The organism is Synechococcales cyanobacterium T60_A2020_003, from assembly GCA_015272205.1.
Taxonomy (GTDB): Bacteria; Cyanobacteriota; Cyanobacteriia; order RECH01; family RECH01; genus JACYMB01.
Genome location: JACYMB010000142.1, coordinates 1 through 19,347, shown reverse-complemented (window position 1 = coordinate 19,347; position 19,347 = coordinate 1). Strand labels below are relative to the sequence as shown.

18 protein-coding genes are annotated in these 19,347 nt (G+C 53.2%); 6 read left to right on the top strand and 12 right to left on the bottom strand.

Features of this window, described 5'->3' with window-relative positions:
- Nucleotides 1–7 precede the first annotated feature (7 nt).
- The 4 genes from IGR76_07425 to IGR76_07410 are packed head-to-tail and all read left to right on the top strand — an operon-like array spanning nt 8 to nt 2,320.
- Complete coding sequence (locus IGR76_07425; protein ID MBF2078340.1) at nt 8–370, top strand: YtxH domain-containing protein; 363 nt, start codon at nt 8–10, stop codon at nt 368–370.
- Between the two features lie 9 nt (nt 371–379).
- Nucleotides 380–916, top strand: a complete 537-nt coding sequence (locus IGR76_07420) for a DUF948 domain-containing protein (protein MBF2078339.1) — start codon at nt 380–382, stop codon at nt 914–916.
- 57 nt (nt 917–973) lie between these two features.
- Complete coding sequence (locus IGR76_07415; protein MBF2078338.1) at nt 974–1,648, top strand: phosphoribosylglycinamide formyltransferase; 675 nt, start codon at nt 974–976, stop codon at nt 1,646–1,648.
- A gap of 30 nt (nt 1,649–1,678) precedes the next feature.
- Nucleotides 1,679–2,320, top strand: coding sequence for a TenA family transcriptional regulator (locus tag IGR76_07410; protein ID MBF2078337.1), 642 nt, complete (start codon nt 1,679–1,681; stop codon nt 2,318–2,320).
- A 2-nt stretch (nt 2,321–2,322) separates the two neighbouring features.
- On the opposite strand, the gene IGR76_07405 is transcribed toward IGR76_07410, so the two are convergent.
- From IGR76_07405 to IGR76_07395, 3 genes are all read right to left on the bottom strand, one after another.
- Nucleotides 2,323–3,180, bottom strand: coding sequence for a DUF1049 domain-containing protein (locus IGR76_07405; protein MBF2078336.1), 858 nt, complete (start codon nt 3,178–3,180; stop codon nt 2,323–2,325).
- Nucleotides 3,181–3,320: 140 nt separating this feature from the next.
- Nucleotides 3,321–4,277 (bottom strand): site-specific DNA-methyltransferase, encoded by a 957-nt coding sequence (locus IGR76_07400; GenBank protein ID MBF2078335.1) that lies wholly within the window; start codon nt 4,275–4,277, stop codon nt 3,321–3,323.
- A complete protein-coding gene (locus tag IGR76_07395) occupies nt 4,277–4,750 on the bottom strand; it encodes a CRR6 family NdhI maturation factor (protein ID MBF2078334.1) in 474 nt (157 codons plus the stop codon). Before IGR76_07395 ends, IGR76_07400 begins: the two co-directional genes overlap by 1 nt.
- Nucleotides 4,751–5,016: 266 nt before the next feature.
- Here IGR76_07395 and IGR76_07390 point away from each other — a divergent pair, with 266 nt between their 5' ends.
- On the top strand, nt 5,017–5,328 hold the full coding sequence (locus IGR76_07390) for a XisI protein (GenBank protein MBF2078333.1): 312 nt from the start codon (nt 5,017–5,019) through the stop codon (nt 5,326–5,328).
- 30 nt (nt 5,329–5,358) lie between these two features.
- On the opposite strand, the gene IGR76_07385 is transcribed toward IGR76_07390, so the two are convergent.
- The 4 genes from IGR76_07385 to hetZ all read right to left on the bottom strand — a co-directional run bounded on the left by IGR76_07385 (nt 5,359) and on the right by hetZ (nt 10,170).
- Complete coding sequence (locus IGR76_07385; GenBank protein MBF2078332.1) at nt 5,359–5,802, bottom strand: anti-sigma regulatory factor; 444 nt, start codon at nt 5,800–5,802, stop codon at nt 5,359–5,361.
- A gap of 3 nt (nt 5,803–5,805) precedes the next feature.
- Nucleotides 5,806–7,533, bottom strand: a complete 1,728-nt coding sequence (locus IGR76_07380; protein ID MBF2078331.1) for a SpoIIE family protein phosphatase — start codon at nt 7,531–7,533, stop codon at nt 5,806–5,808.
- A gap of 381 nt (nt 7,534–7,914) precedes the next feature.
- The gene (locus IGR76_07375) at nt 7,915–8,805 is read right to left on the bottom strand and encodes a hypothetical protein (protein ID MBF2078330.1); all 891 of its coding nucleotides are present in this window, start codon (nt 8,803–8,805) and stop codon (nt 7,915–7,917) included.
- 195 nt (nt 8,806–9,000) lie between these two features.
- The gene (hetZ, locus tag IGR76_07370; GenBank protein ID MBF2078329.1) at nt 9,001–10,170 is read right to left on the bottom strand and encodes a heterocyst differentiation protein HetZ; all 1,170 of its coding nucleotides are present in this window, start codon (nt 10,168–10,170) and stop codon (nt 9,001–9,003) included.
- Between the two features lie 131 nt (nt 10,171–10,301).
- Here hetZ and IGR76_07365 point away from each other — a divergent pair, with 131 nt between their 5' ends.
- Nucleotides 10,302–10,772 carry a hypothetical protein gene (locus IGR76_07365; GenBank protein ID MBF2078328.1) on the top strand — a complete coding sequence of 157 codons (471 nt, stop codon included), beginning with the start codon at nt 10,302–10,304 and terminating at the stop codon, nt 10,770–10,772.
- A 543-nt stretch (nt 10,773–11,315) separates the two neighbouring features.
- On the opposite strand, the gene sds is transcribed toward IGR76_07365, so the two are convergent.
- The 5 genes from sds to IGR76_07340 form a co-directional block, all read right to left on the bottom strand.
- Complete coding sequence (gene sds / locus IGR76_07360; GenBank protein ID MBF2078327.1) at nt 11,316–12,287, bottom strand: solanesyl diphosphate synthase; 972 nt, start codon at nt 12,285–12,287, stop codon at nt 11,316–11,318.
- An 806-nt stretch (nt 12,288–13,093) separates the two neighbouring features.
- Entirely contained in the window at nt 13,094–15,280 is a 2,187-nt protein-coding gene (locus IGR76_07355; protein ID MBF2078326.1) for an Eco57I restriction-modification methylase domain-containing protein, read from the bottom strand.
- A 2-nt stretch (nt 15,281–15,282) separates the two neighbouring features.
- Nucleotides 15,283–16,371, bottom strand: coding sequence for a tetratricopeptide repeat protein (locus IGR76_07350; protein ID MBF2078325.1), 1,089 nt, complete (start codon nt 16,369–16,371; stop codon nt 15,283–15,285).
- A 43-nt stretch (nt 16,372–16,414) separates the two neighbouring features.
- Nucleotides 16,415–17,188, bottom strand: coding sequence for a 16S rRNA (uracil(1498)-N(3))-methyltransferase (locus IGR76_07345; GenBank protein MBF2078324.1), 774 nt, complete (start codon nt 17,186–17,188; stop codon nt 16,415–16,417).
- Between the two features lie 13 nt (nt 17,189–17,201).
- The coding region (locus IGR76_07340) for a DUF3488 domain-containing protein (protein ID MBF2078323.1) at nt 17,202–19,347 on the bottom strand (2,146 nt) is incomplete at its 5' end.

Below are 19,347 nucleotides of genomic sequence, written 5' to 3'. Positions count from 1 at the left end.
CAATCGAATGTCAGAACGGCGCTCAGGGGGAACAGGAGCCTTTTTAGGAGGATTAGTATTGGGTGCAGCCGCCGGGGCGGTGGCGGGGTTACTCCTTGCACCCAGAACTGGGCGTGAGACACGACGACTCTTGCGAAAGTCCGCAGATGCCCTGCCTGAATTAGCAGAAGATTTGTCTACGACGGTTCAGTTCCAAGCCGATCGGCTCTCGGAGTCAGCGCTAAAGAACTGGGATGGAACCTTAACGCGGTTGCGAGACGCGATCGCCGCTGGGGTAGAAGCCAGCCAAAAGGAACGTCAAAAATTTCATAAAGATACGGTTTCGTCCACCGATTCTCCATCATCCGTTCGGGATCCCAGCACACCATAGGCGATATCTGTGATTGATCCAGTTTTTTGGTTAGGATTATCCATTTTGCTTGTTGCCGTGAGCCTCACGGCACTCCTGTCTGTGGCGATTCCGGCGTTTAGGGAGTTAGGACGGGCATCGCGCAGTGCGGAAAAGCTGTTTGATACGCTGAGTCGTGAGCTTCCCCCAACCCTGGAGGCCATTCGCCTAACCAGTATGGAAATTACGGAACTCACGGATGATGTCAGTGAAGGGGTACAGAACGTGGGTCAAGTCACCCAAAAAGTAAACGATGGCGTGAGCGGCGTTACAAATCAAGTAAAGCAGGCTGGGGTCACCACTCGCAGCGTTTTTGTGGGTATGAAAGCGGCCTGGAAAACCTTCAACCGTTCAGACCATCTCTCGGAGGATTATGACGACGAATCCTATGCCGTTGGCCAACTGCCTGTGGCGGAAGAGCAGGAGCTTGACCTTGAATACCTGACTCAAGAGGAGCAAGTCACTGCCTACGAAGACGTCCCTTCGTCTAAGGCGCGATCGCTTAAAGAGGAAGATTTATCTCGCTAAACTCCTCGTTGCCGTTACTAAAATTTCGACTCTCAATTTCTTACTGTAAGCATGTCCATGAAGGCCCGTTCTGATTCTTCCCTCGTTTCAGAGACTCCGTCAGCGCTGGTATCCCCCACCATTCAGTTCACCCCCGATTTCAATGCGCCGCCGCTGAAATTAGGGATTTTGGCGTCTGGCAGTGGCAGCAACTTTGAGACCATTGCCCAGGCGATCGCCCAAAAGAACTTGAATGCTCAAATTCAGGTCATGATCTACAACAATCCGGGGGCAAAGGCTGCGGAACGGGCGGATCGCCTCAAGATTCCCTCAGTGTTGCTCAACCACCGAGGATGGACGGATCGGGAAGCATTTGACGCCACCATTGTGGAAACCTTGCAGCAGTACGAGGTGGAATGGGTGGTGATGGCGGGCTGGATGCGCCGCGTCACCCAGACGTTGATTGATGCCTTTCCCAGACGAATGCTCAATATTCATCCGAGCTTGCTCCCTAGCTTTCCCGGCGTGCGGGGGGTGGAACAAGCGTTGGAGGCAGGCGTGCGCGTTACGGGATGTACGGTACACTATGTCGAACTGAAAGTGGACAGCGGCCCGATCATTATTCAAGCGGTGGTTCCGGTGTTGCCCAATGACGATCCCGCCTCCCTCCATGCCCGGATCCAGGTGCAGGAGCACTACATCTATCCGCGGGCGATCGCCCTTGCAACCGGACAGGGCATCATTGCTGACTAGCTAGCTGCGGAACCGAACCCCAAGAGAACTATGACCCTAACCGGACAACAGCTTTTAGAAAAACATCCCCAAGCATGGCAAGCGGCAACGGTGCATCCGTTTCTAACGCAGTGCAAAACGGGGGAGATTTCGCCAAGTCAGTTCAATACCTGGCTGGTTCAGGATTACCTATTCGTGATTGATTTCACCAAACTGCTGGCGCGGGTGATTGCGATCGCCCCTCCGGTTCACATGGACGTGCTGTTGGGGGGCATGATTGCCCTTAAGGACGAACTGCTGTGGTTTCAGGCCAAAGCCCAGGAACGGGATTTAACGCTCGATGTTCCGAAACAGGCGACCTGTCAGGAGTACTGCGCCATGATGGCTCGTCTAGCAGACACGCCCTACGCCGTGCAATCCACGGCATTATGGGCGATTGAGTTAGCCTACAACCAGGGATGGCAAAATCCTGGCACGATGACACCGCCCTATGATGAGTTTGCCAACCGCTGGGGCAATCGGGACTTTACGGCCTATGTCGGTTTATTGGAACAACAGGCTAATGAGGCTTTGGCTATGGAATCGGAGGATGTGCAGCACCAAGCCGAGCAGGTATTTCTAGACATCGCCCGCCTAGAAACCGATTTTTGGCAAATGGCTTATAGCGCCACTGCAGGCGAGAACTGTCCTTAGTTCTAGCGGGTTACTTGTTCTAGGCGAAAGCGGTTTTGTCCCCGCTGTTTAGCGTTTTGGAGCGCCTGAACCGCTTGGTCGATCAGTTGAGAACCCTCTAAATGTTCCGCAGACTCGGCGATCGCCCCACCAATGCTGATATTGGAGGGCAGGGTAGCACCATTCTCCAGGGTGAGGGGCGTATCGGACAGCGCTGCCCGCATTTTTTCGCCATAGTCTAGGGCAGACTTGGGATTGAGTCCGGGGGTCAGGCAGATCAGGCGACCGGAGCCATCCGAATGGAGCCAGCTTGTGGGAGTAGCGCAGGCTTGGAGGCGGGTTGCGATCGCCCGTAAAATGCCTTGACGCAGGATCTGATCTTGGGGAACCGTCGTTTCCTGGAGTTCGTTTTGCTCAATCACATAGGCACAAACGGACTGAAGCTCCGGCTTTTGCACGCTTTGCTGGAGTAGGTAGGATGCGGCTTGGGCAGCAGTGGTGTGACTCAGTAATCCCGTTTGGGGTTCGACGATCGACAGCGCCGAAAGCAGCGCCTGATGGCTTTGGCGGGTACGGTCTAACTCTTGCTGGTGGGCAGCGGCGATCGCACTCACTTCCGTTTGGTGCGTTTGAATCTGGCTCTCTAGTGAATTAATTTGGGTGACTTGGCGAGAAATGCGCCAATTTCGCCGCAGAATGGCCGGAACTGATACCAATAATCCAACGAGAACGCCAATGCCCAATGTCGATAGAATTACGACCGCTAAGGGTTGGTTAAATGTCCAGATAAAGAAGCTAATGGTTACAATCGCCTTGTTTTGCAAGGCAAACAACACGGCGAGGAGGGCGATCGCCAGTGCCAGAATAATCAACAGTGGCATGGTTTGCAGGTTTCCGTAGCAACAGCGAACCCAAACGATGGGTTGTAGGCGTGTCTATGATAACGCTCAACTTGGAATCTGCCCTATTCGCCAATCCCTTTGCCGACTTCAAGCGTCTGAATAGAATTGCGCTCCTACGACTAATTTCCAGTGTGCCGCCGCCGTAGGGACATCGTGTTTCGTTCCCAAAAGATGCGTTGGACAAAGCCTTGAATTTCCGAGTTTTCGTCTGCTAATTCCAGTCTGCGTTCAGCGAGGAGGCAGTATTCCTCATCCCGTTCAATGCCGAAATAGCGGCGTTCCAGCTTTTTGGCAACCACGGACGTTGTCCCGCTCCCTAGAAATGGATCGAACACTTGCTGCCCAGGGTTTGTACTGGCCAGGATGAGCTTAGCCATTAGCTTTTCACTTTTTTGGGTCGGGTGGTCAGTGTTTTCGGGCATCGACCAAAAGGGAATGGTGATATCAGTCCATACGTTAGAGGGATGGGTGTCTCGGAAATTGCCGTTCTCCGTTGGCTGCCAGTCTTTCGGTGTGCCATTCAGATCGCGATAGGGAGCCAACACGCGACGGCGCAGCTTCACAGCATCCACGTTGAACACATAGTCATCGGACATCGTGCAAAACCAGATATCTTCGCTGGCATTCTTCCAGTTGCGCTGGGAACCCCGTCCCTTTTCCCGTTCCCAGGTGATGCGATTACGCACGGTAAAGTGTTGGGTGGCAACGGTAAAAATGGAAATCGATGAAAACCAATCCCCGCAGATATAGACGGAAGCAGCGGGTTTAAGGAGCGGTTTGAGAACTGTGATGACCTGATTCAGCCATTGGGTGTAATCATCTACGGTGTGTTTGACAAACTTTAGCCCATTAAAGTCTTTGTTCAGGTTATAGGGCGGGTCGAGCACCAGGAGATCCACGGACTCTGGGGGAAGCTGGGGAGCGATCGCCAAGCAGTCACCGCAGACTGTACCGTTGGGTAGGGGGAATGGCCAGCTTTGATCATCGGGAGGAACCAGAAGGCGCGATCGCAACCGTGGGCGATCGCCCTCTGAAAGGGTCAGCGTACGATTTCGGGGCGCACGCGGCTTTTTCATTACTCCACCAAATCGAAAAATGCGTCATCGAGTTCGTATCCTAGGGTCAGCGCCAAGGCTTTTACCTTAGAACGCCCTTCAAGTCCTCCCTGCTTTAGCCAGTCGAGGATGATGAAAATCTTGTGCATAACGAACAGTTCCAGCGCTTCAGGATTGTACTGAATCCCGTCAGAACGGCTGAACTGATGGGGAACCAGCATGGCGGTATAGCGGCTTAACTCGGTGCCCCAATCCAAGACGAAGGGAAACCACGGATAAACGGCATCCAACCGCACAAACCACAGTCTGACCTCTGGAATTTCTGAAATCTCGCGGGGATCATTGGGTTCCCGCGGATAGTCAATGCTGAACGCCACGGATTGTTCGGAGGCTCCAATATTCCCGGCATTTAGCATCGGCTCAATCACAGACTTGGCAGGGGAAAGATCAAGGGCGTGGATACAGTGAGCGTCCAGATAGATCGGAGTAGTCATGAGGTGGTAAAGTTGACCGAAAAAATGGCAAGGCAAGTGTAAGGAGTGTAACGCAAGTCCTTACACTTGCGATATGGGGATAGTCCCCATGGACAATCATAGACAAGTTGGGTCATCTGATGCCTGCTGGTTAAGAAATGAGGCACTACTTCCACACCCCTGAATCTCCAGCCCTTCAAGTCTTGCTCTCGTTAAGATTAATTACAATGTCCAAGCGAGACGATTGACACTTCCCCCTACGTCGCACCCTCGAAAAAGATTCTTCAATGGATCACCCACTAAGCTACGCGGACATTCTCAAGCAAACGGTACAGGCAGCAACCGTTAACCAACCTCGACTTCAATCGATCAAGCTCTATCCTGTCTGCGATACGGATTCTGGTCACTTTCTCATTCTGGCTACGGGCTGGGATAAACAGCGATGGATGGATGCCATTCTGTTTCATGCCCGTCTGGTCGAGAACCAGGTCATTATCGAAGACGATAACCTTGAGGAAGGACTGACCCCAACCCTGATTGCCGCAGGGATCAAACGAGAAGACATTACAACCACCTCAAAGCCAGCAATCGTATCCTAATCGGTTTTAGATCGCATTGCTCTCGTTGTATTAATCTTTTGGCTGGGGATCCGGTTCTTGCTCAGGAAGCGTTGTGACCAGGGTCAGACAGTTTTGGCCGTTGACTTGGAGACGGTATTCCACCCGATCCATCAGGCGATTCAGAATCAGCCATCCGTATCCGCCATCCTTTTCGTTATCCGGCGATGGCGGGAGATACGTCGAGAGATCGTACCCCTGACCATGATCCCAAATCTCGACCATCAAATCTCGATCCTGTAACTCTAAACGAATCAGGACTGGTAGGTTTGGCTGATCCTTGTGGGCATGGCGTACCACGTTGGAGTAGGCTTCTGCCAAAACCAGACGGAGACGATTAGCTTGGCGAGGCCAATCAATGCGATCGCCCAATTCTACTTCTAGAGCGCCCAAGAGCCAGTTTTCGACAATGGTTAAAAACCGTAAGTCGCTGGGAACGTGAAGTTCGCTCTTCATGACTCACAGCACCTCCAGGGAAAGAATGGTTTGATCATCTTCCTGTACCGGATTTTGGGCTTGGATATCCGCTAGGATTTGAGCCAAATCCAGTGTCCCTCCTTGCCGAACGACAAGTTGCCACAGTCCAGATTGGTGAAGCATTGCTCGTCCTTGGCTGGGATTGTTATTTTCAGGATCAGAGGTGTTCATTACCGCTTCAGTAATGCCATCACTCGTCAGGAGAAACACCTCGCCCGTCTGAAGCGAAATCTGCTCAGATTTGGCCATCCACTCTGGCAAAATCCCGATCGGTACACCCCTAGTTTTGAGATAGCGTGGCCCTATCGATCCCTCCTGGGCTTGAGCAATGACGTTTGGATGATGCCAAACCAGGGGATACAGATGTCCGGCGTTGGCGTAGGTCAGTTGCTGAGTTGCAGGAGTGTACTGAGCAAGCACCATCGTAATGAAGCAGTTGGTACGCACTAGGTCATCCAGCAAACTGCGATTCAGGTTTTGGAGAATAATGTTTGGTTCTGGCGGCTTTTCCTGCGATAGTTCGCGACGCAACACCGAAATGGCGCTTGCCATAAAGAGTGCGGCTGGAACCCCTTTACCCGATACATCCCCAACCGCTAACCACACATCTCCCTGCGGATGTTGAAAGACCTCGAAGAAATCCCCTCCGACCTCCCGAGCCGGATGACAACAGGCTTGAATGCGAGCCGTGTCAAGTTTGGGAAGGCGTTGGCGGAGCAGATTGCTTTGAATTTGGCGAGCCACTTCTAACTCGGCACGCATTTGCTCTTTTTGGCTTTGGACTTGCTGGTAGAGTCTGGCCTGGGCGATCGCCAATGCCACCTGTTCAGACACGCTTTCTAGGACTTCAATATCCTCCGGTCGCCAGCCTGCATCCGTCGATTTGTACAGCGAAATCACCGCTAACGGCTGCTGCTGAGTCACCAACGGCAAAATCAGGTGATGATAGGACTGGTCACCGCTGAAGTATTGAACCTGCCGAAACTGGCGATCGCCCACGGACTCCAGTACCGCTTGGGGGGGAATCATCATTTCTGCCTGTAGGGCTTCTATTCCCAGAACGGACTCCGACCAGTATGCATGGGCATCTACAAAGGGCAGTGGTGAATCAGATTGCGTTAGATCAGAGGAAGCATGGGAAGATACCAACTCTAACGGATAGACAATACAAGCATCCGCTGCAAATGTCCGGCCCATGGTCTCGACCACCGTTTGCAGCATGCTGTCATAATCCAGCGATTCTCGAATGGCAGTCATGACTGCATTAAACATGGATTCTCGGCGCAGTGCTCGATTCAGTTCGCTAGTCCGCTGCTTCACCGCTCGATAGGTTTCGGCGGCCTGCTGCACCATCGGCAGCAGGTCACGAGCATCCCAAGGTTTGGTGATGTACTTGAAGACTTTGCCGTTGTTGATGGCATCGACTAAATCGTGAACGTCGGTATAACCCGTCAGCACCATCCGAATCGTATCGGGGAAGCGTTCCAGCGTTTGACCGAGAAACTCAATCCCGCTCATTCCGGGCATCCGCTGGTCAGAGATGATCACAGCCATCTCGCCTTCCCGATCCAGAATTTCTAGCGCTTCACGAGCACTTTCCGCCTTGTGTACCTGAAAATCGCGGCGAAACGTGCGGTATAGCAGTGCGAGGTTATCAACCTCATCGTCAACGACCATCAAGTGTGGTTTCTGGTTGTCGCCTTGAACCATTCAACCCTGTACTCCGCAACATGCATGGGGAGGAAATCAAGCGGAGAAATGCTCAAACACTGGTGTAAGGTTTGGCATGGATGGCACGTATTCCGTCACCCTATAGCCAAACTTAGACGTTTGATCCCACTTGATTTATGCCCAGTCTAGTCGCTATTTACGATTCCTTCACTGCGCAATAGTACGGGTTTTAACTAGAAGACTGACCCTAGGCGATGCTGGATCTGCTGACACTGCCACGCATGCTTAGATGAACTGTTCAAATCAAAACGGGTAAAATCTGCTGAAATACAGATGGGTTGTACGGACGGGTTTACTAACAAAACCCAGAGGTATCAAAGGTTAGCCGCAAAACCCGTCCCTAAGAACTTACCCCTACACCTAACGCTCAGAATCATCCACAACCTGCACAACGCAGCGCAACGGGGGGGCAGATGTCCCTACCGATAAACTCAGACGGTAGGTGTCACCCACTACCACATCCGGAAGCTCTACCGTCAGTTCACCGGGTTCAGTCCGCTCAGCCTGCACGGTCGTACCATCGCCTTGCAAACACAGCCAGCCTTGATCGGGAAACTCGCCGCGAATCCGAAGTACCGACCGGGGCGATCGCCCATAGTCCAGCGACAGCACCAAAGTCCCCACTGCTGTAAACCATTGATGTTGAGTGTGGGGCTGATGCAGAGGAACCGTAAGGGTCAATGCGTCAAAGAACCGCTGGGCAACCACAAGCGACAGAGCCATTTGCTGGAGAGGATTAGCCGTATCGTATTGGGTCGGAAGGTTCGTGCCCGACGGATCGGTGGCATTAATTTCGGCTGCCAGCCGTCCCGATCGGGCGGGCGCTGCCAACACTGCTCCAGCCACTTGATGCAGCACTTGGTCATATCCCGGAAACAGATCTTCCACCGCCTTGACCAGCCGTTCTCCTGTGCGGAGGGGAGACTGCACTAAGGTCTGACAGTAGTCAAATACATGGGTCAGCACCCCATCAGGAATCAGCGTCGGTACGCTGGATGGCTGAAGCTGAATCCCCCAGAACTGTGCAGGGGCAACTTGCCCTGAAACGCTCAGTTCAGGCTCCTCCTCGGCGCTGTAATCATGAATTTGACTCTCCCAAGGAAACAGAGGGGGATTCCGTTCAATCTCGGAACGCAATCGACGCTTTAACAGAGCATGGAAACGATTTCGCACGGCAGGTATATCTCCCAGTTCGATTAATGAGTGGCGATTTAAGACATCATCCGTTGAGCCATCTAATGATTTAGACATTTGATGCATCTCAACAGCATCTGCCCTCTCAATGCTTGGATCCATCGTCTCAGATGAACCTGAGCCAACCTCTTGTCTGGAACTATGCCCTGATGGTGCTCGATCAATGGGGTTGGGATCCTGTTGTAACCAAGCCAGTAACTTCTTGATTACGTCTGACTCTGTATTCATGGAACGATACCCCTGCTCCGGACATTAATCACTATTTCGGATTTCCCACGCAAGTTCAAGAATTTTCGTCCACTGCTTTTGCAGTTGGGTGGGGGTCATTCCAACCTGCTGGGCGATCGCACTATCGGCTAAGCCTTGTCGCCTCAAGTGTAGGATCTCTTGCTGCTGACGGGGCAATTTCTCTGTAAAAATCTGCCACTTCTGGGGAGGTAACCCCAAATTTTGCTCTAAGTCTGCTTCTAACCACAGGTGTACCAATTCCCAATGGTGGGAGAGGGCAAATCGGATGAGGTGGTACTTAAAGCGCTGCTGGAGGTAGTCCCGCTGACGCGGGGAGAGGTTTAAAAGTTCCTCGATCTCATGGGTGGGCAAGTCTTGCAAGCGCAGGGTGAAATAGTCGATACAGTCGTCCTGCTGGCGTTCTTCGAGGTAAGTAATTAACTCCCGAATAATGCTGCTGCGGAGGTCGGACTCCGACGGCTCCGGCTCTAAGGACACCATCTGCTCCCGCACTTGCTGCACCGAGGGCGTATTCCAGCTATAGTCACTGTCGTTGCCACCCCCTTCAGCCGCTTGTTCCATATCCACCATCGCTTCGGGAGGCTGTTGATGGGAAAAGGTTTGTGCCCGCAGGATAATTAACTGCTGGCTGCGGCGTCCGGGGAGGGGAATCCGGCGTTTGCCATAGCGCTCGGTAAAGGCCATATATTCGGCTAATTCGAGGAGCGATCGCGGGCAGTAGTCGGTCGGTAACGCATTTTCCCGACGAAAGGCATTGAGCGCCTCAATATAAAATCCTTGGAGAAAATCTTCAATTAACGTGAGTCGTGCCTGGTAGCTGGCTTGGGTTTTCGGAATCGTCACATAGCGGTATACCACGGCGCTAAGAGTACTGTGGAGTTCTACCCGGCCTTGGCGTGACCCCAAGCGGTAATATTTTAGGCACTGCTTTAGGCGATGACGAGCCAGCGTGACCGACCAATTGCCAACTTCGCCAGAGGATTGAATTCGCGAACTTTCAGCGCAAATGCGATCAACCTCTGACGCTAACCGAGTGGCAACGGCTCTGCATCGCTGCTCGGATTCGGGAGTATGCTGTTTAAACTCATGGAATAACAGCTCAAACGTGGATTCCACGCCATAGACACTTTGATCCTGATAGTCTTTCGAGCATTCAAAACTTGAAGCCACCATAGCCTTATTCAGATTTCCTAGAGGTGGACAAGTCAAGCCGGGGGGGCTGACTGTTAGCATGCACAAGAATGGTTTTGTTTTGGAAACCAGGTACTGAATTGAGTGACCGACTACTAGACGAGAATTGCCCAATGGATTTTGATCAACAAATTCAAGCGTTAGTGGATTATGCCCCGCAAGATGGCCAAACCCCTAACCTGGTTCGCACGATCGCCCCAGCCCTGAAGAGCCTGGCGAGTAAATTACAACACCCTGAATACTTTGTTTTGCAAACGTTGGAACAGCGGTGGTTGGTGACGACCCTTAATAATCGCCAACAGTCAAACATTGAAAAAAGAGTGGTTTACGCCTTTCCAACACCTGAAGACGCCATGCAAATGCCCGGTGCCGATGACCCACAGCTCGTGGCCTTACCTGTCCCGGTTATTCACATTCTGTTTCAGATGATGTCGCTTAAAACGGTAGATAGCACGGTCTTTTTTGAAACCCCGGGGCAACGAGCAACGGGCGTCGAAATTGGGTGTAAGGATGTTCAGCAGTTTATTCGAACCTATCTCCAACGACTACAAGCTGAACTCCAACCTCCTTCTGACATCGCCTAATGTCTACCTCGACCCACAGCGGGATATGGTTCTATACGAGCTACTCGATCGGTAATCGGCAGCCGTAGGTTGATGCGGTCGGAACCCTGAAACACAACGTAAGCGTGCACATTCAAGCGCTATTCTAACGCTAGTAAATTCGCGGAACTTAAACCACAGTAAACCTACTGACACCCTCATAATGAACTGAAATCTTTGTGGGAACTTTATGGATTGGTCGTCTAGATCTAACTATGTAAGCCTTCTATAAAGTTTTTGTGGCAATCAGAGCCAAATTTTGCGTAGAAACTGAGCATTGGACGTTAAGGATCAGTACATTTGCTTATGGCCTGGTCTCAATGGAAGGTACTGGGGGTGGGGAAGACGTGTTTTTCTATACCAAGATATAGCTAGCGCTATAGATTCCAGATCGCGTCTTGGCAGGTCACGTTGGTGACTGCGATCGCCCGTGTGCGAGTCTCATGGTTAGTCCCTCCCAAAACAGGAGCCTCTCAACGGGAAGCTCCTGTTACCTGTTCGCTCATTTCCGATTGCCCATTGCGGTTAGTACAGCCGCCGTAGAACGTAATCTGACAGGCTGACCAGGGTATGAAGTGAGTCCGAAGGGGGCAAGTTTACCAATTCCTGAGCTGCGGCCTGGGCGTGGTGAGAAGCCAGATCGCGGGCACGCTGAATCCCTCGGCTATTGCGAATGAGGGCGATCGCCTGCTCTAAATCTCCCTCTTGGGCAAACTCGCGTTCAATCAGCGTTTCGAGATAGGGTTCCTCTTCCATGGCATAGAGAGCCGGAGCGGTCAGGTGTCCTGCTTTAAGGTCTGAGCAGGCGGGCTTACCGAGGGTATCACCAGAGCTTGTGAAGTCGAGAATATCGTCCACGATCTGGAAGGCTAGGCCAAGGTAGCGACCGTAGCGATAGAACTGCTCGGCCATTTCGCTGGGAACCTCGCTCAGCACCCCCGCCGCTTTTGCACTGTTCGCGATTAGGGAAGCGGTTTTGTAGTAGCTTTTTTCGAGGTACGCATCGATGGAGAGCGACGTATCGAAGCGGTTGAGTCCTTGACGAATTTCCCCTTCTGCCAAATCCATGATCACCTGGGAGAGCAGCTTGACCACGTCTAAATTGTCTAAATTTGCCAAGTACCAGGAGGACTGGGCGAACAGGAAATCACCCGCTAGTACCGCAACCCGATTCCCAAAGCTACTGTGAACGGTGGGGATGCCTCGTCGCGTTTCTGACTCATCCACCACGTCATCATGGACGAGACTGGCGGTGTGGATCATTTCTGTGATTTCGGCCAGTCGTCGGTGGCGGGGGGTCGGGTCTTGACCAGGGGCGATCGCCCGTGTCAAGAGTAGAACAATTGCAGGTCGAATGCGTTTGCCCTCAGCGCTAAACAGATGCTCCGCTGCTGCGTACAGGATAGGGTGTCGGGCTCCAACCAGTTGCTTTAGGTTCTCTGTCATGAGGCAGAGATCATCCTCAACCGGGGAAAAGAGGGAAAGCGCTGAGGTCATAGGTTACTAAACCAAACAATTGTTTAAGAAATTTTACAGCTCTTACTCTTATTCTAAGGCAAGCCCCCCGAAGATCAATGGACAAAGTTTGACAAAAACGCTGAATTGATTGTGGTGAAAGGACTTAAGCGGTCGAAATCAATTCCGGGCGATCGCCTGCTCTCAGAAAATTAGAACGCACTCATGGCTGTTTGGGGACTTTATAAATGGGACTGCTAAGGCTGGCGGATCGCTTTTCCTGGCTGGCGGTGCGTGGGCATCCCCATCAGGGCATAGTTCCGGACTCCTAAACCTTAGGCTAGCGGGTTCATGCTCCATTCTTAGCGTTTGGCAAGGGGCGATTCCATTGCTGAACTGGCAGGACTTATGCAATTGGGCGATTTTGCGCGGGTGTAATACCAGTTCTCAGTTACGAAAGCCGTGTCATACCCTAGGTTACGCGTTGGCATCTATAGCTGTTGCCAGCTAGCTTAGGACATGGACATTGTGGTGGGGCGGCAAAGCCACCCCACCACAATGTCTTAACCGATATGGCTAGTGCTATATAGCCCAACTTAGGAGAAACGGTGTAACCTGTGCAAAATCGCTTAAAAGACTCAGGACGCCGCACGTAGTGCGTAATACCAATTCTGAGTTTTGTTCGCGCAGCGTCTCCGCAGGAGAAATGCTCAGTTTTGAGTTATGAATGCGTTGCTCCGTCAGGGATGTCAGCCTTTCATCTGTAGCCGGAATTTTTGAAATTGGTATAAGTCCTGACTGGGTTACGTTTTGGGCTGAGGCTGGAATATTGCTGAGTTAACGCTGCTTTAGCAGGAATTTTCCTGCAAATACTCAATTTCTCCTTTAGAAAAGTCGTATAATTGGTAGACCCATTGATCGATCGCTTGATTGAGATCCGCACGAGCGATCGCCCTTTCTTCAGATAGGAGACATTCCACGTTGCGAATCCCGGATTGAATAAAATCCGATTCCCAGTCCTCCGTCGGTAGCCGAATGGGGAGCGATCGCAACTGAGCCGTGCCCACGCGCAGATATCCCCCGTGGAGGGCATGGCCGCCAAAGATCCAACGGTAATAGAGACTCATCAGCTTGCTATTGAGAATGGCAAGAAGATAGGGAAGGGCGATCGCACTCTGCACAATCGAGGTTGATTTTCCCGCCAGAATATTGCCTTGGACATCTGCCACGCATTCCAAAACCTGGGTCATACTTGCCACAATGATTTTGGGATGATTGGCCTGCTGTTGTCGCGTTGGGGATAGGCAGGTTTGCTGCGCGTGGAGGATCACCGGATGGAGGTAGGTGTGCTTCAGGTAGCGGAGGGGTTTCTGTCCCCACAGCATCCGGTAGCGATCAATGGTGCCACTGTTCACCACCCGCCACGAGGATTGGAGATCGGCATGGGCATCATCGCGTAAAAGCGGCTGAATATCATAGGCTTCTGCTACCGTTGCTGCACCTAGAACAGAGGCGATCGCCCCTAGCGGACTCGACTGCTCCTCCATTCGTTCCAGAAGTCGCATCAATCGGGGCTGCGAGGTACACCAGGTTTGACAGGTAGACCGCAGAAAGCGGTGGTAGGGAATGGCGTATTGGGCGTGATCTTCTCGGGTTCCCATGCGGTAATACTGAATTGCCTGGGAGGGTTGGGGAGGTCGTTTTTGGGCGAGATAGACGATGGGATAGACCGCAACCGGAAAACAAGACTCTTGGGAATAATCCCGCAGATGGAGGAGGGTGTGGTCGTGGGCGAGGATCTGGCGTGTCCGTGCTGCGTAGGGGACGGATTGCAGCTTGTTCGGCACAATTAGACTGGTGAATCCACCCGGTTTACAGAGATTAAAAGCTTGCTCGATAAAGATACAGAACAAATCCCAATTGCCGACCGCACTTTGGTAATGGGTCGCGCAATATCGACGTTCGATCGCCATGTGGTGCGCCATCCATTCCGAATCCAGATAGGGTGGATTGCCAATCACCACATCGAATCCACCGGATGTCATGACCGCTGGAAATTCATGATGCCAATCAAACGGACGTAGACGAGTTCTATCTTTTCGAGAAAGGGACTGAGTTTCTTCAATGTCGGGGGCAACGATCGCGTTTCCCCACCGAATCCGCTGATTTAGCTTCGTGAACAGGGTTTGGGCGATCGCCCTTCGATCGTTCCAGGGCGGATTGCCGTGCCGAAGTACCGTTAGGACGAGAAGCAATTTGGTCATCTCCACAGCATCGGGATCGAGATCAACCCCGTAGAGGGGGGATAGAGCGAAAGACAGGGTTTCAGGATTTCGCCAGTTTGTAATGCCCAGACGCGAACGGAACCCTAAGGACTCCTTTCCATCCAAATACGCCATCCACCACTCGCAAACTGTGATCAAAAACGCCCCAAATCCACAGGCTGGATCGAGAACACAAAATGATGAGGTAAATAGATGGTGTTGACGGTAGGCGTGTAGGGCATCATCCACCATCTGATGGGTGATATCAGCAGGCGTGTAGTAGGCTCCGTAGGACTTTTGGCGGGAGGGAGGGGCGGAGGTTTGCTCAGAGGGAAGGGAGGGGCGATCGCTCCAAAGCAGTTCTAGAACCGTTGCGGGATGGGTGCGTAATGCCTCTGTCCAAATAGACTGATACAGATCGGAGAGAATCTCCTGAAACCCCTCGGTGGATAGGAACAGCATGGGAGGAGCGTGGATCGGTTCCGGTTCTAGTTCATTCCATGCCGGATGGAGGAACGGCAGAGCATAGCGATCGCTCACCTCGCTTAAATAGACCTCAAATTGAGGATAGACATCCGATACCGTTCCGAATCTTGCTAAAGAGCCGTCTGGTTCTATACCCCAACATTCCAACAGCCGCAGCACCACTAGCCGACTCAGAGTTACTTGGGCCGCATGGGCGAGATCCGACCGTCCGTTCCCCAGCGATACGTCACTGTCGATGTGCATGCGCCACCGTTGGAGCGAAGAACCTAGGGTTGCCCGATCCATGCCTAGGCTCCGTCGTGGAGAAAGATCAGACTGCTGTAGAGATGGAACGCCGGATCCCAGTTGCTATCCGCTTCGCGGAGGATGTCGATGTGGGCATGAAGACCGTCCACGAGATCTAAATGATCTAGAGCCGTTTCGGCAAAGGTGGTGAAATCTGTCCAAACGGGGACTCCCTCTAAGTGGCGATCGAGGTATTGAAGTAAGTGATTCCAATTAATGCGGATGGTGGATTGGGCGATCGCCCCATCAGCGACCTCTTGGGAAAAACTCAGCCCGTGCTGAAATTGGTAGCTGCTGTCGCAAAACCGCAAAATACAGTTTCGTCGCGGAATGTGGAGGTCATACACCTGCACATAGTCCTGCATCCGCTCTTTCCACTGCAAGCGCTTCCAAGCTCCTAGATCCACCACATCTCCAAAAATCGGCAATAGACCTTTCACGCACCGTGCCACCTCTGACCACTGAAAACTCAGCGCCCCCTGCTGTCCGGCTTCGTTCTGACAAATAATCGCCGGATTCGGATCATCGGACTGGAGGTGATTCACGCGGAAGAGGTGGATGTTCGAGACCGCATCCAAAGACGCTGTAAACGCCGGAATTCCAGCCGCTGCTAGCTCCTGCTGATAGACATTCAGTGCGCCCAAGGCTCCCGTGCGGTAGAGCTTCCAGCCCCGGCTCGGCAACTGCATCCGCGCCGTGTAGGGATCAAGCTGAAAGATGCGGGCAAAGTATTTGGCGGATTCGGCCTTTCCCTCCGGTGGGATCGCTTTCAGGATTAAAAATCCGGTGCGGCTGTTGTCGTCGTTGAGCGTGGCTTGGGCAATGCGGGCTTGGCGGGCTGCTTGCTCTGCCGCTTCTAATCGTTGGAGTCCTTGCCGTGCCTGCATGGCAATTTTCAGATTCGTTGTTTCCTTCAGCAATTGGCGATAGAGGTGGCCTGCGGATTCCGCTTTCCCGGCCTGTTCCTGCAACTTTCCCGCATAGAGCAACGCCATCGGATCGCGGGGATTGGCTTTGAGGCGGGCTTTGACCAATCGCGCCGCCGTGGCGTAGTCGTTTTGATTAAAGGCAGCAACAAAATCGTCGGTCATGGGATTTAGGGAATGGCGACGGAACAGTTGGGCACAATCTTCCTCAGCTTAACGCTTCTGGTCGTGGACGCACCGGATCTTCAGAAACCGCAGCAATTACAGCCAGGGCAGCGACCGGAGCCGTCACCGATCGCAAAATTCGCGCACCCAGGGTTACAGGCTGAAATCCAGCGGCGATCGCCCGTTCGGCCTCTGCGGTTGTCCATCCCCCTTCCGGGCCAATGGCAATAGCGATCGCGGCTTCTGGACGATTTTCTAGGGGCGAAAGGGCTTGGAGCAGGGACGGAGAATCGGAGCGTTCCAGGGCAATCAGGCGCAGGGTTGCAAGGGATTCTGCTTGGGCGATCGCCCCTGTCCAGGATTGCGGTTCATGGATCGTCGGGATGATTTGGCGTTCAGACTGCTCCGCTGCTTCCTGGGCAATGCGTCGCCAGCGGTCTAGCTTTTGGGGGCTAGGGTTCAACAGGGTGCGATCGCTCTGCACGGGCACAATCGCCGCCACGCCCAGTTCCGTGACCTGTCGCACTACATCATCCATCCCCGACTTGGGCATCGCCATCAGCAGCGTAACTGAAACGGGCAGTTCGTTCTGGATTGCGATCGCCTCTAGACACGTCGCCTGATCCGGTTCTGTGCCCAGTTCCGCCAACCACCAGCCCGATTGTCCATCCATCACGATGAAGCGATCGCCCGCCTCCAGCCGCAACACCCGTCGGAGATAATGCTGCTGCTCAGTAGTGAGGTCAACGCGATCGCCAGTCCGTTGGATTGGGGCGATCGCCAACTTTTGTAGATGGGAAAGCGTTGATTGAGCCACAGCCCTCCATCCCTCACGAACGAGAACCGACGCGATCACGCCCGTTAGACGGTACCTCTAGGGGCTTTTCCCATTCGGGATAGGGCGATTTTGTTAACTGGCTGAGGTGGTGTTTGAGGGTGGCTAAATTGGGCGATCGCGTTCCATAGCGCCATTCCACATAGGCATGGGTAATCGCGTCAATGCGGTCGGCTTGGTCAGGCGGGTAATGCTCCCGACAGTGTGCCGCAAATTCCCAGGGCGTTTGGGCGGCAGATTTGCGGATACCCTGCTGACGTAAACGGCTCAGCATGCGTTGGTAGAGCGCCTCCATCGGGGGCAACCGTTTTAGCCAGCGTCGATAGCGCCACGTCCGCCACAGCCCCCAGCCAAACCAACCCAGAAGCCCTGTCCCCAGCAGCAGCGCAATCCCCACAATCACGCCCAGAAATCCCCGGTTCAGCAATGTGGTGAGCCATTGAATAGTGTTGGCGATCGCGGAACTAATCAGTTGGAACAGTCCCGATAGAAATCCCGAAACCGGGGAGGGAAGCCATCCGGCAATCCAGTTCCAAAACCGACGCACCAGACTGAAGGCATCGGACTCGCGGAACGAGGGTGGCTCGACTTCATGGCCGGGAATCGGGTCGAAGGCAAACCAGCCCATCTCCGGAATGTACACCTCGGTCATGGCATAGGCATCGGTATTGCGGACGATGTAGTATCCGGTAAACGGGTTGAACTGTCCGGGGCCAAAGCCCACCACCAGCCGCGCTGGAATACCCACAGAACGGAGCATCACCGTCAGTACCGATGAAAAGTGGTCGGGATACCCACCCTGATACTCAAACAAAAACTGCTCCACCAGATCATCCGTCGGATCTAGAAACGGCAAATCCAGCATTACCGTATAGTTTTGCTTGAGATATTGCGCCAGGTAGAGGGCAATTTCCGACGGAGCCGTGAGGGGACTGGGAGATGCGGCAAGGATCCGTTCCGTTTCCTGCCGAATGCGATCGCGCGATGCCTCTGGTACATCCAAATAGTAGTTGCGAATGAAGCTGGGATACTCGGTCGGAGCCCCGGCCATTCTGGTGCGATCGCGATAGGGCACATCGGAAATGACGGTATAGGTTAGCCCCTCCGCCAAATTGACGGGCGATCGCAATCCCCCTTCCAAATCCACCGCGATTTCCTCTGTAGGAAAGTACAGTTCTCGCGGTGCGTACAGTGCCGGAATCAGATTCGGCAAATCCGAAACCACCGTATAGGTTTGAATAATTTCACGACTGCGGGAACGGGCGGTCAGAGCAGGGGGAATCAAAAAGCGATAGGACCAGAAGGAACGCTCGACCTGCTCAATATCATCCTCCCCATTGCGCGAAATCTCCCAGCCTTGCCCGGTGTAGCGGTCAAAGGCCAGCACTCGCCAAAAGCCTTCCGCCTGCGATCGCACTCGCATCACCACCTGGGGAATCATCTGACCCCGCAAGTTTTGGTTAATGCGCGTATTGAACCCATAGTAAAACTGTGGATCGAGTTCCCCCGGCCCCGTTTGCCAATTATCACCCTGGGGACCGGTGCCATCCTGCTCTCCTCCTCGGACGTAGCCCGGATTCGTGATCGTGCGTCCGTCAAAGTCCTGGTTGTATTCAATTGGGTTACTCACAGGAAAGTTGCGGATTTGGTATCCCGGCAGGCGGGGCAAGAAGAGGAACACCGCCAACCCCAACCCCAACACCACCAGCAAAAAGGGGATAAACCGCTTTGGGGATAGGTCTGTCCCCGCTTGACGCAGACTGTAGGTGACAATGCCCAACCGGGAGCGATAATCCAAAATCAGCACGGGGAGGGCGATCGCCAAAAATAGCAGCAGCAATACTCCAAAAATTAGCGTTTGGCTAATCGTAGCCGCCACCCCAATCAAAATCAGACCGATCATCATGGAGTAGCCTAAATCCTTGCGACGAGGTAAGTCGAAGCTATGCAACACCTGGAGCTGGATCAGCAGTTCGGCCAGAACTAAGCGGGTATCGTTGGCCTGACTAACCAGGTTCATGAAAAACGCCACCAACGCCCCAAGCATGGCGATCGCAATGCAGAACTTTACCCCCACATTGCGATTGTGCCGCCGCCGCCAGCTCCACACCGCGCCCACCGCACTCGCCGGAACGGCCCAC